This window comes from Streptomyces vastus, from assembly GCF_039532825.1.
Classification (GTDB): Bacteria; Actinomycetota; Actinomycetes; order Streptomycetales; family Streptomycetaceae; genus Streptomyces; species Streptomyces vastus.
Genome location: NZ_BAAASJ010000020.1, coordinates 16,325 through 30,832 on the forward strand (window position 1 = coordinate 16,325; position 14,508 = coordinate 30,832).

The window sequence follows — 14,508 nt, forward strand, 5'->3', positions numbered from 1 at the left end:
AGAGGCCCGCAGTGCGCCAACTCATCTGGCAGAAGTCCTCGTTCAGTGGTGACGAGAGCAACAGCTGCCTCTACCTCGCCGCCGCCCCCGACGGCACCGTCCGCCTACGCGAAAGCGACACTCCCGACGAGGTCATCACCACCACCCGCGCCCTCCTCGACCGCCTCATACGGAACCTCAAGTCCGGTGGACCCGCCGACTCCGGCCGGGTACGCCGGTGAGCTTCTGACCGGGGACGATGTTGTAGATCAGGTAAGAGGAGACGGGGGCGGTCACCTCGTCCTTGCCCGCCTTGATGCCCGCGACGAAACGGATGAACGCGCTGCGGTCGTACGACCGTTGCCGACGGAGACTTGCCGCGCCACTCGGCCAGGTAGTTGCCCAAGGCCCTGAAATCGTGGCCCATCGGTCGATCGAGGTACCCCTGGCCGCCTCGTGCAGGCCGAAGGCGAGGGTGACACGAAGAAACCCCGCCAGGGATGATTACCTGGCGGGGTTTCGACTTCATCGGTCTGTCGAGATCACTGTTGGTTCAAGGCAGCTCGAAGGTAGGTGATCAGATCACCGGTCGGCACCTCGACCCAGTCGGCCCCGGGCACCCCGGGGCGAATGACCTCATAACGCTCTCCGTCCAGGTCATGAACCAGGACCTGACGGCTCGCTCCGTCGAACAGATCCACACACAGGCGGACGGCACCGTGCGTGATCGTTGGGAACATATTCCGCAGTACCTCATCCGCATGGAGGCGACGCAGAAGGTTCCATTGTCTCCGGTGGAAGTCGGACGACAGGAGATCGGACCACTGCAAAGAGGTGGGCTCTCCCCTTTCGAGTGCCCTGGCGAATTCATCGAGCTCCAGGAACTCGAATCTCGCCGCCAACTCGTCGAGCGGCATACCTTCCCGCCAGGCGGCGACCGCCTCCACGAGCAATCCAAGATCGTCAGTCGAGCCGATCTCCCAGGAGAACCCTGGACTCTCCCAGGTGAACCCGGGAATGAGGACACGCACCCGGAACAGACGCTCCTCGGTCGCGGGAACGACCGACACGAGACCCCTTGCCGTATCGATAATGATGGCGTCGGTGGTCGAGGGCGCTGGCCAGATTTCGCCTCCGCGCAGCTTCGCGGCCTCTTTCATCGCCGATACAAGGCCGCCCGCAGCGGTCACGTCCGGGTACAGGTCTTTCCGATGGGTATCCATGTGCGATTCCTCAGCAGTGGCAGTATCCGATGATCGAACCTTTCACGGGGCCAAGGTCTCCTTTCAGCACTGAGAGATCCGGCATAGCTGTCGCGGGATCCAGTCGCATGGCTCCATCCGGACCCGACGGGGAGTAGAACTTGATCGAGTCCCACGGGCGTTGACCGTTGGCGAGAGCTCTCGCGATCATGGACATCTCGTAGTCCGTGGCACGTCCGGCCTCACCGGCCGTGAGGCCGCGCTGGGCAGCCCGTATGAAGCCTCCATGTTCGTTCAATCCCGTCATGTTGATGTGCAGCGTCACGTTCGGGTCGGCGATGGCCTTTTCCGCGATCTGGGCGAAGTCCCTCGGGGACACGTTGGAGAAGGTGTGGAACTTGTTCTCGGGCAACCTGGCCCACTCGTCGAGCTTCCCATCTCTCTGCCACCCCAACGCCACCTTGCAGTTGTGGACAAGGACCGGAGTGGCGCCCGCCAGCACGAAGAACGTGTGCAGGTCGTCGACCGTGAGGTCATAGACCTTGCGCGGAGGCATGCCCGAGCGGTCGTTTAGGGCGGTCACCTCGCGGAAGGAGCCCTCCGGGGTGCGCAGGCGGTCGCCGACGCGCAGGTCGGAGACCAGCGTCCACCCGCGGTCCACCACGTAGAACTTGTGGCCGGCGGTGCTCTCCAGCCTCCCCCCGTCGGCAACGGCAATGTCCACCAGCCGCTGGGTGTCGTGCTGGAAGGTGTCGGTGACCTGCCGGGCCCGCAACTGGCCGGAAGCCGGATCCGTGGCCTTGACGAGGTCCCCCACGCCCACCTGGCTGATGGGACGGTGTGAGCCGTCCGCCATCAGCACCTTGGTGGCACCAGGGAAGCTGTTCACCTTGCAGGCGGTGTACAGATCTTCGTGGGCGTTGATGATGGCGTTGAGCTTGGCGAGGGTCCCGGGGTCCAGGTCGAGGGCCTTGAGGGCATGGAACGCATCACGGACCCCGACGCCGGTCTTCATAGCTGCGTCCAGAGCCCGGATCCCGTCGAAGACCTTGCCCAACGCCTTGCCGGGGATGAAGTTGCTCAGCGCCCAGGCGCAGCCGCTGGCGCTGCCGTGCCAGCAGTCGACGAAGTCCTGGACCAGAACCGCCTTGATGAGCTTGTAGGTGAGGGTCTGCTGGATGAGTTCCAGCTTGGAGAAGTACCGGGTTACGTCCTTCTTCAGACCTGGGATGCGCTTGCTCTCGATGAGCAGCGTGTCCGCCCGCGGGCAGCCGCTGGCGCTGGCCGTCGCGTCGGGGTTGGTGCAGAGGAAGAAGTCGACCACCGCGCTGAAGGTGACCGTGAACGTGGTCGTGCAGCCCTCGAAGCCGACCGTGATCACACAGGGGTTGTGCTGCTTGGCGTCTGTGATCTCGATGCTGCCCTCGTCGACGACGTACCACGTACCGCCGACGCCCGTGCCCGCACCTGTGGCGACCTGCTGGTTGGCAGCCTTGCGCTCCGCGGACTCCGCAGCCTGCTGCGCCGACTCCGCGTACTTCTGCGCGTCCTTCGCCGCCGCCTCGGCCGCCGTGGCTTCCTCGGCGGCGCGGGTGGCCGCCGCGCGGGCGTCCTTCGCCGCCTGTTCGGCCTCGGATGCCGCCGTGCGGGCGGCCTCGGCGTCCAGGGCCGCCTGGTCGGCGGAGGCGCGGGCGTCCCTGGCGTAACCCTCGGCGCGGCCGGCCGCCCTGTCGGCTGCCGCCGCGTCCTCCGTGGCCTTTCGGCCGTGCTCAATGGTGCGGGCCAGCGACTTCTGGGCTTCCGCCGCGTAGCTCGCGGCCTCGGCGGCGTAACCGAGCGCCTCCTTCGCCGACTTACGGGCGGCGGCCGCGAAGCCGGCAGCCTCAGCCGCCCGCGTGTACGCGGCCTTGGCGTCACCGGTCGCCGCGTTCGCGAGACTCTGCGCCTGCGAGGCGTTCCTCTGGGCGTTGGCGGCATGCGCCTCCGCGACGGCCTTCTGCTGCTCGGCGATCGTCTTCGACGACTGCCCGGTCAGGACGACGAGTCCGGCCGCGGAGTCGGTGGTGACGTACGGGGAGCCGAGCTGGATCGCGTCGTTCGCCGGAGCGGCGACCTGCCGCGCCGAGTTGCCGGCGTCCTCGGCCGCTTGGGCGGTGATGTACGAGTGACCTGCGGCGTCCGCTGCTCCCGCGACCGCCTTGGCGGCCTCGGCCTTGGATGCGTCAGCATGCTTCTTCGCGTTGGCTGCATCCTTCTCGGCGTCGTCGGCGAGTTTGTCCGCCGTACGGGCCGCCGAGGCGGCTTCCTGGGAGGCTTTGATCGCGTCGGCTGCCGTGCTCGTCGCCGTTCGCACCGCGGCGTCGGCCTTCAGCTTGGCCGCCTTGGCGTCATTCGCGTCGGAACGAGCCCGTTTGGCCGCCGCTTCCGCGCGCGTCGCCGCCGCGTCCGCGTCGGCCGCCGCCTTCGTCGCCGCGTCCGCCTCGGAGCGGGCGGACCTGGCGGCCGCCTCCGCGTCGTCGGCGTGCCGGTCCGCCTCGTCCGCCGCCGCCCGCGATTCCTTCGCGTCGTCGGCAGACTCGTGGGCCGCAGCGTAGGCGTCCTTGGCGTCGGACTTGGCACGCGCCGCGTTCGCCTTGCTCTCGGCGTCCCAGGCGTCGTCCCGCTTGCCCTTGGCCCGATCCCGCGCGGCTTCCGCGTCCTGGCGCTTCTCGCGTGCGGTGGTCTCGGCGGCCTCCGCCTTGCCCTTTGCCTCGTTGGCTGTCTTGGCGTAGCCCTCTGCGTTGTTCTTGTGCTGGGCGGCCTCGGCCTGTTTCTGCGCGGCGAGTTCCTTCTCCGCCTTCGCGGTCTGCTCCTCCTTCTCCGCCGACAGCCGCTTGGCGTGTGCCACGGCGGCGGCCGCCTTGGCGTCCGCCTCGGCCTTCTGCGTCTCGGCGAGCTTGGTTTTGGCTGTGTCGCGGGCGGTCTTGGCGTTCTGCGCCTGTACGGCGGCCGCGTCGGCGGCGGCCTTCGCCTGCGTCCTGGCCTCGTTGGCGGCGGCCGTACGGAACGCCGCCTTGGACGCGGCGGCCTGCGTCACGGCGCGGGCGGCGATGGTGGCGCTGTCCCCGGCGGAGGCGCGGGTGGCCGCGTAGGCGGTGTCACCGGCCTTCGACATGGCCTCCAGAGCGGCGGCGGACGCCTTCGTCACCTGGGCCTTCTGCTGTCCGACGAGCAGACCGCGGCCCCGGGGAGCACCGGCCTTGTCGGCGATCGCGTAGGCGGCCTGCGCGGCGGTGTCCGTGTTCGTGGCGGCCGTCTTCGCGGCGGTGGTCTGGGCCTTGAGCAGGTCGAGCTGCTTCTTCGCCGCTGCCTGGGCGTCGGTGACGCCCTTCTTTGCCTTGGCGAACTGCGCCTTCGTCGGGTAGTCCACGTCGTCGGTGCCGTTGTGACCGGACGGCGTGATGTCGAACTTCTGCGGGTTGGTGCCCTTGCAGTCCCACATCCGCGCGTCACGGCTGTTGGCGTACGTCGCGAGGTCCAGGCAGTTGCCGGTGCCCGGGTTGTACAGGCGCGTGGTCGCGCGGGTGTTGTACTGCCACTTCTGGGCGGCGGTGTTGTTGCACGTCCAGATCTGCAACGCCGTGCCGTTCGCGGTGCCGGAGCTCTTGATGTCCAGGCACTTCCCGGAGTTGACGTTGACCAGCGCTTTGCCTCTGATCTGCCACTTCTGCCCCGCGCCGCCGTTGCAGGTATAGATCTGCACCGGGGTGCCGCTGTCCTTCTTGCCTCCGCCCACTTCGAGGCACTTGTCGGGTGCGCCGTGCGCGTGAATGACCATCGGGCTGTCGCCGATCCAGCCGGGGCCGCCGGCGGACCAGTAGTCCTGCCAGCGGGCCAGCCGGTCGGCGACCCACGACTGGCCCAGCATCTCGCCCAGCGCCTTGGAGCCGGTGGCGAGGGCCTTGGTGGCGCCGACGTTGGCGTTGAGGATCTGGTTGCGCTGGGGGGCCTGCGCGGAGATCTCCCGCTGCCACTCGGCGGACGCGTCGGTGACCTCCTTGCCGAGGACCTTGTTCGGGTCGACCGGGCCCCGCCAGGCGCAGGAGGCGAACCGGGACTTCAGGTCCTCGACGGCGATGCGGTGTTCGACACTGCCCGGCTCGGGCGCGGTGCGCGGGAAGCCGCCGGAAGAGAGGAAGATACGGGCGTTGTCCGCGCCCGTCGGCTCCAGTGACCAGTTCACCAGGCCGTCCCACGCCCGGTGTTCGGCATACGCCTGCTGCCGCTGAGAACCAGGGAGCGACGGGTCGGGATCATTGGCGTAAAGCGGGGTTCCGAGGTCCTTGACGGCCTTGACCGTGGCGTCGTCGGCCTTCGGCGTCGGGTCCTCGTAGAAATCGCCCTCGTCCTTCCAGAACCGGTCCCAGATCCACTGGCTCAGCCCGGTCTGGCTGAAGAAGCTCGGGCCCGTCCCGGTGGTTCCCGGGGGCCAGTGGAAGCCGGTCTCGGTGAATCCGTCCGGGGTGCTCAGGCCATCCAGCGGCTTCTTCCACTTATCGACGTACGCATTGAGCGCCGTCCCCTCCTTGTCGGCGGCGGCCTTGTCCGTATCGAACGCCTTCGCCAGCGGGGTGTCGGTCCAGCGCTCACGGTTGGCCGCTGTGTGCAGCTTGTCCGGCGTCTGGTTGAGCGCGTCCTGCGCGGTGCTGAACATGGTCGGGCCGCCCATGCGCAGCACGTCGGCCATCAGGCACTGGTCCTGCCTCAGCTGCTCGGCGGACTTGGCGTCGAAGCCGTCGTAACTGTCGGCCACCGGGCTGGCGTTGACGGTACGGTCGCCGGACCCGTCCGGCTGGCCGACGACCGTGGCCAGCACTGCGAGCGCGAGCACCTGCGGAACAAGTCGCGCCAAGTGTCTGGTTCTTCGCCTGGAGGGCACGGCGAACCCTGGTCTGGAACGCAAAAGAGCATCCGTTCTTCATGAGGAGGGCAGGCGGGGGTGCCCGTCCGAGGACGTGGAAGCGCCGTGAGGGGTCAGAAGTCCGTACGAACCGGAGACGTCAGGCAGGCTGCGGAGCGTGCAAGCTCGGTCGAGCGTGCCTGGGCAGCTGGAATGACGGCATGACGATGAGCCCCCGCAAAGACGATGTTCCCCCGGTAGCTGATTGGTCTGTGCGGCGGCGAAGAGGTCAAGCTCCGCCGGACGCGGCGATCACCATACCCGCGGGTAACCAGGACAGGGCAAGAGCGACTTCGGGGCCTGGGCGACGTGGCGTGAAATTGCCCTGACAGTCCCTCACATCCCATCATGTGCAATCTACGTGTTCACACTGCGGATCACTTGTGTGCAACCCGTGAAGACGAGGAGGGTTTCGAGCCCCGCCCCACAGAAGATTGGCCGAATCCAGTCAAGCGGCCCGGATCACGCAGTAGGGCACACAGCAAGTCGGCGCACGAAAAGGCGGTGAGGGGAGCAACATCCCCTCACCGCCTCAGCGGACGACAGCGTCGCGACGCTAGAACCCCGCCGGCTCCGTATACACCCCCCACTCGTCCCGCAGAGCATCGCAGATCTCCCCCAGCGTCGCCTCCGCCCGCACCGCCTCCAGCATCGGCTCGATCATGTTCGAGCCGTCCCGCGCGGCGGTGAGCATCGCGTCCAGGGCGCTCCGTACGACTGCCTCGTCCCGGCCCGACCGGCGATCGGCGAGCACCCGCACCTGCTCCCGCTCCACCTCGTGACTGACTCGCAGAATCTCCAGGTCACCGGTCACGGAGCCATGGTGGACGTTCACGCCCACCACCCGCTTGTCCCCCTTCTCCAGAGCCTGCTGGTACTGGAAGGCGGACTCGGCGATCTCCCCGGTGAACCAGCCGTCCTCGATACCCCGCAGAATCCCGGAGGTGATGGGCCCGATGGGGTGCTGCCCGTCCGGGTGGGCCCTGAGCCCCCGCTCCCTGATCTGGTCGAAGATCTCCTCGGCGTCCGCCTCGATCCGGTCGGTCAGCTGCTCCACGAACCACGAACCGCCCAGCGGATCCGCCACGTTGGCGACCCCGGTCTCCTCCATCAGCACCTGCTGCGTACGCAGCGCGATCTCGGCCGCCTGCTCGGAGGGCAGCGCCAGCGTCTCGTCGAGCGCGTTGGTGTGCAGCGAGTTGGTCCCACCCAGCACGGCAGCCAGCGCTTCGACCGCCGTACGCACCACGTTGTTGTACGGCTGCTGCGCCGTCAGCGAGACACCGGCGGTCTGCGTGTGGAAACGCAGCCACTGCGCCTTCTCGGACGTCGCGCCGTACACATCCCGCATCCACCGCGCCCAAATCCGCCGCGCCGCCCGGAACTTGGCGATCTCCTCGAAGAAATCCACATGTGCGTCGAAGAAGAAGGACAGCCCCGGCGCGAATACATCCACGTCCAACCCACGGCTGAGCCCCAGCTCGACGTAACCGAAGCCGTCCGCCAGCGTGTACGCCAGCTCCTGCGCGGCCGTCGAGCCGGCCTCGCGGATGTGGTAGCCGGAGACGGACAGCGGCTTGTACGCGGGGATCTTCGACGCGCAGTGCTCCATCAGGTCGCCGATGAGACGCAGATGCGGCTCGGGCTGGAAGAGCCACTCCTTCTGCGCGATGTACTCCTTGAAGATGTCCGTCTGGAGCGTGCCGTTCAGTACGGCCGGGTCGACGCCCTGGCGCTCGGCGGCCACCAGATACATGCAGAAGACGGGAACAGCCGGCCCGCTGATCGTCATCGACGTCGTGACGTCACCCAGCGGGATGTCCTTGAACAGGACCTCCATGTCCACGGCGGAGTCGATCGCGACCCCGCAGTGCCCGACCTCACCGAGCGAGCGCGGATCGTCGGAGTCGCGCCCCATGAGCGTGGGCATGTCGAAGGCCACGGACAGGCCGCCTCCGCCGTTGCCGAGGATCGACTTGTAGCGCTCGTTGGTCTGCTCGGCGTTCCCGAAGCCGGCGAACTGCCGGATGGTCCACGTCCGCCCTCGGTAGCCGGTCGCATAGAGCCCCCGCGTGTAGGGATACTCCCCCGGCCAGCCGATCCGCTCGAACCCCTCGTACGTGTCTCCGGGCCGTGGCCCGTACACCGGCTCCACGGGATCGCCGGAAAACGTCGTGAAGTCGGCCTCACGCTTGCGCGAAGCGTCGTACCGGGCCTGCCAGCGTCGGCGGCCCTCTTCGATGGCGTCAGCGTCCATACCTTCGAATTTACTAGGACGTCCAAGTAAATGTCGACGGCAAACCGCCACGGACTGCTCCATGGCGGTGGTGGCTCAGGTCTCGGTGTGAATGTTCAGGCCTTGGCCACGGCGGCCGGATCGTCCACGACCTTGGCCTCCAGCTCGTGCGTGACCTTGCGCTCCACAAAGAACGCGGCCGTCGGCACCGTCCCCGCGAGCAGCACCCACAGCAGCTTGGGCACCGGCCACTTCGCCTTGGAGCCCATGTCGAAGGCGAACACCAGGTAGACGACGTACAGCCAGCCGTGCGCGATGCTGACCACGCGCGTGAAGTCCGCGGCGCCGTCCACGTCGAGCACGTACTTGCCGACCATCCCGACAACCAGCAGGACCAGCAGCACACCGGTGACGTAGGCCATGACGCGGTAGCGGGTCAGCACGCTCTTTTTCATGCGTACGAGCGTAACCGGCGGTTTCGTACGATCTTCGGGCGCCCCCGGACCCGTACGCCCCGGCCCTACCCTTCCTCGAAGTCGTGCGCGGCGATACGCAGAGGCCGCAGCATCGCGAAGATCTCGGCGCACTCCTCCGCGTCGTACACCCCGAGCCCGAAGTCCATCGCCATCAGGTCGCGCGTGGCCGCCTCGACGACCTCGCGGCCCTTGTCGGTGATGGAGGCGAGCGTGCCACGCCCGTCGTTGGGATTGGGCCGCTTGTCCACCAGGCCCGACCTGACCAGCCGGTCGACGGTGTTCGTCACCGACGTCGGGTGCACCATGAGCCGCTCGCCGATCTTGGACATCGGCAGTTCGCCGGCTTTGGAGAAGTTGAGCAGCACGAGTGCCTCGTAGCGCGCGAACGTCAGCCCGTACGGCTTGACGACCGCGTCGACCTCGGCCAGCAGGATCTGGTGCGCGCGCATGATCGAGGTGATCGCGGCCATGGACGGCACGGACCCCCAGCGCTGCTTCCAGAGTTCGTCGGCGCGGGCGATGGGATCGAAAGGAAGACTGAGCGGCTTCGGCACGGCAAAGACCCTACCGGCCGGTCATATCGTGGTCAGCCCCGTCTCGCGGATCGGTCCCCGACTCCCGTCGTACGTCCCGTACGCCGCACCTACAGCACCAGGAGAACGCAGCAGACGGTCCCGAAAACTCCGACCGAGCCCACCACCGTGCTCACCGGCCAGAACTCTGCGGCGGCCCCGGCCAGCGCCATCCCCAGGCCCTGGATCGTCATGAGGCCGGCCGTGTGCACGGTCATGGCCCGCCCGCGCAGTTCCTCGGGAACGGCGTCGACGAACCAGCGGTCGAGACCGAGGGTGTACGCGCCCGCCGCCCCGGCGAGGAGCAGCGCGAGCAGGATCCAGCCGAGGCCCGGGTGGAGCGGGAAGACCAGGAAGGGCAGCAGGGTGCCTCCCGCGAGAGGCAGCACGATCCGGTCCTCGGCCTCGCGCCCTCCTCCGTGTCCGCACACCTGTCGGCGCTGCGGGCCGCGGGCCTGCTCGTCTCGCGGCGGTACGGGCACCAGGTGCTGTACGAGCGCACTCCGCTGGGCATGGCCCTGGCGTCGGGTGGCACCTGATGAACCCACCGTGAGGGCTGCCCACGGAAGGGGAAAGGCAGGCAGCGCCGCGGCGTCGTCGGCACAGCCCGCGCGGCCGTATCGGCGTTGCGGCCTCGTCCTCAAAACGCCGGACAGGCTGAATCCGCCGCTGTTACCTTGACCGCGTGTTCCTCCTCTTGGCATAGGGCCCGCCCCGGCCCGCGATCGGCAGCGTATCGACGCCGCCGTCGCGGCGATCAGGCGTCCCTGTTTGCCCGGGCGCCCGTCTCGGCGCCCTCTCCTTGAGGAACTCTTCGCATGTCTGCGTCTTCAACGCGGCCTTCCTATGCCGCGGTTCTGCGCATGCCCTATGCCAAGCGCACCTTCACCGCTGCCGTCGTCGGCCGGCTCTCGTACGGGATGGTCTCACTGGCCTTGATGCTGGCGGTGAGCCGGACCACCGGGTCGTACGCCGTGGCCGGCACCGTGATGGCGCTCTTCGGCGCCGCCAGTGTGTTTCTGACGCCCCTGCGGGCGGCCCTGGTCGACCGGCACGGCCCGCGCCGGGCGCTGCTGCCCATGGCCGCGCTGTACGCGGGACTGCTCGGCGTGCTGGCCGCGATGAGCTGGCGGCCGGGTGCCCCGCCCGTGCTGCTGACGGTGGTCGCTGTTGCCGCCGGGACCTGTACGCCGCCGCTCGGAGCCGCCATGCGTGCCGTATGGGGCGAACTCATCGCCGACCGGCGGCTGTTGCAGCGCGCGTACAGCCTCGACGGGGTTGCCGAGGAGCTGACGTTCGTGACCGGGCCGCTGCTCGTGGGGCTGGTGGTCGGGTTCGCGCCTCCCGCGGCGGGGGTCGCCGTGAGTGCCGCGTTGGTGGGGGCCGGGACCCTGGGCTTCGCCACGTCTCCGGCCGTGCGGGGCGTGGCCGTACGGGCCTCGCGTGTGCGCCTGCGGTTGCGGGGTTGGCAGGGGCTGCTGCAACCCGTCGTTGTCGCCGGAGGAGTGGGGCTCGCGCTGGGCGCCGTCGAGCTCCTGGTGCTGGCCTTCGCCGAGCAGCGGCATCACGGGGATGACACCGTCGCCTGGGTGCTCGCCGCCCTGTCGGCGGGCAGTGCGGTGGGCGGACTCCTGAACGGCACCGTCAACTGGCGTGTGTCCGCCCGCGTTCGGCTTCCGCTGCTGGCGGTCGGCCTGGCCCTCCCCCTGGGCGCGGCCGGTTGGGCACCGGGCCTCTTGACACTCTCCGCCGCCATGGCCGTCGCGGGGCTGTTCGTCGCACCGGCGCTGACCACGTCCTACCTGCTCGCCGACGAGGCCGCGCCGCCCGGATTCCGCACCCAGGCCGGGGCGTGGGTCAACACCGCCGTGAACGCGGGCTCCTCGGCTGGTGCCGCCGCGGTGGGACTGCTGGTCGGACGGCTGCCGCTCACCCTGTGCTTCGCCGCGTCCGGCGGCGCCGCACTGGTCGCGGCGCTCGCGTCCTGGCACGGCAAGGCCTCCCCGGCGGTGCACACCGAGGAGGCTGCGGAAATCATCCGCTGACGTCAGACGCCGAGTCAGTGGAGTCAGCTGACTCAGCCGTCCGAGCCGTCGTCGTTCGGGTCACCGTCGGCGGAGTCCTGGTCGGCGGACTTGTCCGCCGTGACCTGGGCCGTCTTCAGGTCGACGTTCCACTCGCGCTCCGCGCCGCCCGAGGCGCGTGTCTCGGCCTCCCAGGACTTGGACTTGCCGTCCTCGTCCAGGTCGACCGACGTGACGGTGCCCTCCGCGGCGGCGGCCTTCGCGGCCTCCTCGGCCGAAACGGACGCAACCTTCAGCACCGCCCGGACCTGCGCGGTGTCGTCGCCGTCCTCGTGCTCGACGTGCGAGCCGAGGACCTTGCCGGTGGCCGGGTCTATCTGGATGCTGTGCCAAGTGCTGCCCTTGGTAAGGACGTCGACGTCCCAGACCACCGGGCCGCCGTCGTCCTCGTCGTCCAGCCCGGCCGAGACCGCGGTGCCCGGCGTGTTGCGGAGGGCGGCCCCGATGGCCTCGGCCGCCGTGACCTTGCCGGACGTGCCTTGTGCGGCGTCGTCCGAGGTCCGGCTGTCGTCGGCCTGGCTGCCGCCGTTGTCACGGGCGTCGTCGCGGGCGTCGTCCTTGTCGTTGGCGTCGTCCTTGTCGTCGGCGTCATCGTCACGGCTGTCGCCGGCCGGCCGCACACTCGACGGCTGCGTCGCCCCCGACCCGTCGTCGCTCGTGACCGCGAGCGCCGTCGCCGTACCGCCTCCGACGAGGGCCGCGGCAGCGATGCCGGCGATGACGATGTTGCGCTTCATGGGGTTTCCTCCCGAGTTGGTCTGCTACGCCGTGTTTCGACGTGAACCAATCTGGCGGAAGCACGCTGAAGCGAAGCTGAAGCACCCTGAAGACCACTTCAGGTTCGCCCTGCGAAGCTGGACCCCATGCGCCTGTTGATCGTGGAAGACGAAAAGCGGCTGGCCCTTTCCCTCGCCAAGGGCCTGACGGCCGAGGGCTTCGCCGTGGACGTCGTCCACGACGGCCGACAGGGCCTGCACCAGGCCGGCGAGGGCTCGTACGACCTCGTCATCCTCGACATCATGCTGCCCGGCATGAACGGGTACCGGGTGTGTGCCGCCCTGCGCGCCGCCGGTCACGACGTGCCCATCCTCATGCTCACCGCCAAGGACGGCGAGTACGACGAGGCGGAGGGCCTCGACACGGGAGCCGACGACTACCTCACCAAGCCGTTCTCGTACGTCGTCCTGGTGGCCCGCGTGAAGGCGCTGCTCCGTCGGCGGGGATCCACGGGCGCGTCGCCCGTGCACGTGATCGGTGAGTTCAGGGTCGACACCGCCGCGCGGCGCGTTCTCCGAGGCGAGGAGGAAGAAATCGCCCTCACCGCAAAGGAGTTCTCGGTCCTCGAGCAGCTCGTGGTGCGGGCCGGCGAAGTCGTCTCCAAGGCGGAGATCCTGGAGCACGTCTGGGACTTCGCCTACGAGGGCGACCCCAACATCGTCGAGGTGTACATCAGCACCCTGCGCCGCAAGCTCGGCGCCTCGCTGATCCGGACCGTACGCGGCGCCGGTTACCGCCTGGAGGCGAGATGAGGCGCGTCCTGGGATCCGTACGGGCCAGGGCCACGCTCGCGGCGACTCTCGTGGTCGCCGTCGCGCTGGTCGCGGCGGGGGCGGCCGTACTTCTGTCCCTGCGCTCCAACCTCATCGACCAGACGGACGCGCAGGCGGACAGCGCGGCCCGGCAGGTCGCCTCGGAGCTCGCCGCCGACATCCCGTACACGAAGGTGGAGATGCCGGACGCGGACGACGACCGGCCGGTGCAGATCGTTGAGAAGGGTGGCCGGCTGGTCGCGGTCAGCGAGGACCTGGAGCAGGTCACCGGTACGGGAGTCGAGGCCGTACGTCCACAAGGCGGTTCCGGCACCGGCGGTTCCGGTGCGGGCGAGGACGGGGACGACGATCAGGACGAGGACGATCACGATCCCGCGGTCGGGGAGATCTCCGAGGGCGTCCCGAAGGGGTCGGGCAGCGCCACGGTGGACGGGGACACCGAGGACTACCGGTTCGTCGCGGTCGAGGCGACCACGCCCGAGGACGTCACGTACACCGTGTACGCGGGAGCCCCGCTGCACGCCGAAGAGAGCGCCGTCGACACGGCGTTGACGACCATGCTGATCGGTCTGCCGATACTGCTGCTGACGGTGAGCGGCGTGACCTATCTCGTCACCCGGCGGGCCCTGCGTCCGGTCGAGGGCATCCGCGGCGAGATGGATGCCATCACCCACTCCGAGGACCTCTCACGGCGCGTCCCCGTACCGGACACGCACGACGAGGTCGCACGCCTCGCGCGTACGACCAATGAGACGCTCGCCGCGCTGGAGACCTCCGTGGAGCGGCAGCGGAGGTTCGTCGCGGACGCCTCGCACGAGCTGCGCAGCCCCATCGCGTCCCTGCGCACTCAGCTCGAAGTGGGCGTCGCGCACCCGGAGTTGCTCGATGTGGAGGGGGCGGTCGAGGACACCGTACGACTGCAACGGCTGGCCGCCGACCTGTTGCTGCTCGCCCGGCTGGACGCCGGCGAGCGGCCCACGGACGCGCGGTTCGACCTGGCGGCGTTCGTCTGCGAGGAGGCGTCCCAGCGCAGCGGTGACCGTACCGCCGTGACCGTCGACGCAGAGCCCGTCCAAGTGACAGGTTCCCGCGGACAGTTGGCGCGGGTCCTGGGCAACCTGCTGGACAACGCCCAGCGGCACACGCGCTCGTCGGTCACGGTGACCGTGCGGCGCGAGGGCGGGCAGGCAGTGCTGGCGGTCGCCGACGACGGCAAGGGCGTGCCCGCCGCCGAACGCGAGCGGGTCTTCGAACGCTTCGTACGCCTCGACGAGGCCCGCGCCCGTGACGACGGCGGAGCCGGTCTCGGCCTCGCCATCGCCCGCGACGTCGCCGTACGGCACGGCGGATCACTCACCGTCCACGAGGCACCGACAGGCGGAGCCCGGTTCGAACTCCGCCTGCCGCTCGGCGAAGCGGATGCGGCCCGCGCCCCTTGAAGGAGGCCGCAGGCCGTCCTTCAAGGGGCGC

The 14,508-nt window shown here is 69.2% G+C and carries 11 protein-coding genes and 2 pseudogenes; 5 read left to right on the forward strand and 8 right to left on the reverse strand.

Annotated features, from left to right (window positions below; all coding sequences use genetic code 11):
* Positions 1-11: 11 nt before the first annotated feature.
* Positions 12-221, forward strand: coding sequence for a DUF397 domain-containing protein (locus ABD357_RS08255; RefSeq protein ID WP_344388653.1), 210 nt, complete (start codon positions 12-14; stop codon positions 219-221).
* Here the strand turns inward: ABD357_RS08255 and ABD357_RS08260 are convergent.
* The 7 genes and pseudogenes from ABD357_RS08260 to ABD357_RS08290 form a co-directional block, all read right to left on the reverse strand.
* Positions 217-336 (reverse strand): annotated as a pseudogene (locus tag ABD357_RS08260) (type I pantothenate kinase); the annotation flags it as partial. The gene ABD357_RS08255 and the pseudogene ABD357_RS08260 sit on opposite strands and share 5 nt — an antisense overlap.
* Before the next feature lie 185 nt (positions 337-521).
* Positions 522-1,202, reverse strand: a complete 681-nt coding sequence (locus tag ABD357_RS08265; protein WP_344388654.1) for a hypothetical protein — start codon at positions 1,200-1,202, stop codon at positions 522-524.
* A gap of 10 nt (positions 1,203-1,212) precedes the next feature.
* The gene (locus ABD357_RS08270; RefSeq protein WP_425584774.1) at positions 1,213-5,907 is read right to left on the reverse strand and encodes a ricin-type beta-trefoil lectin domain protein; all 4,695 of its coding nucleotides are present in this window, start codon (positions 5,905-5,907) and stop codon (positions 1,213-1,215) included.
* A 769-nt stretch (positions 5,908-6,676) separates the two neighbouring features.
* Positions 6,677-8,377, reverse strand: coding sequence for a coenzyme B12-dependent isobutyryl-CoA mutase large subunit (gene icmA, locus ABD357_RS08275; RefSeq protein WP_344388656.1), 1,701 nt, complete (start codon positions 8,375-8,377; stop codon positions 6,677-6,679).
* Between the two features lie 95 nt (positions 8,378-8,472).
* Positions 8,473-8,811 (reverse strand): DUF3817 domain-containing protein, encoded by a 339-nt coding sequence (locus ABD357_RS08280; RefSeq protein WP_344388658.1) that lies wholly within the window; start codon positions 8,809-8,811, stop codon positions 8,473-8,475.
* A gap of 65 nt (positions 8,812-8,876) precedes the next feature.
* Complete coding sequence (locus tag ABD357_RS08285; RefSeq protein ID WP_344388660.1) at positions 8,877-9,386, reverse strand: MarR family winged helix-turn-helix transcriptional regulator; 510 nt, start codon at positions 9,384-9,386, stop codon at positions 8,877-8,879.
* 89 nt (positions 9,387-9,475) lie between these two features.
* Positions 9,476-9,793, reverse strand: coding sequence for a hypothetical protein (locus ABD357_RS08290; protein WP_344388824.1), 318 nt, complete (start codon positions 9,791-9,793; stop codon positions 9,476-9,478).
* Positions 9,794-9,802: 9 nt separating this feature from the next.
* On the opposite strand from ABD357_RS08290, the pseudogene ABD357_RS08295 reads away from it, so the two are divergent.
* Positions 9,803-9,943, forward strand: a pseudogene (locus ABD357_RS08295) (ArsR/SmtB family transcription factor); the annotation flags it as partial.
* Between the two features lie 279 nt (positions 9,944-10,222).
* Entirely contained in the window at positions 10,223-11,449 is a 1,227-nt protein-coding gene (locus ABD357_RS08300) for an MFS transporter (RefSeq protein ID WP_344388662.1), read from the forward strand.
* Between the two features lie 32 nt (positions 11,450-11,481).
* On the opposite strand, the gene ABD357_RS08305 is transcribed toward ABD357_RS08300, so the two are convergent.
* Positions 11,482-12,225 (reverse strand): PepSY domain-containing protein, encoded by a 744-nt coding sequence (locus ABD357_RS08305; protein ID WP_344388663.1) that lies wholly within the window; start codon positions 12,223-12,225, stop codon positions 11,482-11,484.
* Positions 12,226-12,351: 126 nt separating this feature from the next.
* On the opposite strand from ABD357_RS08305, the gene ABD357_RS08310 reads away from it, so the two are divergent.
* Together ABD357_RS08310 and ABD357_RS08315 are read left to right on the forward strand one after the other, a co-directional pair.
* Complete coding sequence (locus tag ABD357_RS08310) at positions 12,352-13,017, forward strand: response regulator transcription factor (protein WP_344388665.1); 666 nt, start codon at positions 12,352-12,354, stop codon at positions 13,015-13,017.
* Positions 13,014-14,477, forward strand: coding sequence for a sensor histidine kinase (locus tag ABD357_RS08315; protein WP_344388667.1), 1,464 nt, complete (start codon positions 13,014-13,016; stop codon positions 14,475-14,477). The genes ABD357_RS08310 and ABD357_RS08315 overlap by 4 nt, the downstream gene beginning before the upstream one ends.
* Positions 14,478-14,508 lie beyond the last annotated feature (31 nt).

Excerpts from the sequence above, each read along its gene's own strand:
- ABD357_RS08265 (WP_344388654.1), bottom strand. The coding sequence starts at position 1,202 with ATGGATACCCATCGGAAAGACCTGTACCCGGACGTGACCGCTGCGGGC.
- ABD357_RS08270 (WP_425584774.1), bottom strand. The coding sequence starts at position 5,907 with ATGGCCGACGTGCTGCGCATGGGCGGCCCGACCATGTTCAGCACCGCG.
- icmA (WP_344388656.1), bottom strand. The coding sequence starts at position 8,377 with ATGGACGCTGACGCCATCGAAGAGGGCCGCCGACGCTGGCAGGCCCGG.
- ABD357_RS08280 (WP_344388658.1), bottom strand. The coding sequence starts at position 8,811 with ATGAAAAAGAGCGTGCTGACCCGCTACCGCGTCATGGCCTACGTCACC.
- ABD357_RS08300 (WP_344388662.1), top strand. The coding sequence starts at position 10,223 with ATGTCTGCGTCTTCAACGCGGCCTTCCTATGCCGCGGTTCTGCGCATG.
- ABD357_RS08305 (WP_344388663.1), bottom strand. The coding sequence starts at position 12,225 with ATGAAGCGCAACATCGTCATCGCCGGCATCGCTGCCGCGGCCCTCGTC.
- ABD357_RS08310 (WP_344388665.1), top strand. The coding sequence starts at position 12,352 with ATGCGCCTGTTGATCGTGGAAGACGAAAAGCGGCTGGCCCTTTCCCTC.
- ABD357_RS08315 (WP_344388667.1), top strand. The coding sequence starts at position 13,014 with ATGAGGCGCGTCCTGGGATCCGTACGGGCCAGGGCCACGCTCGCGGCG.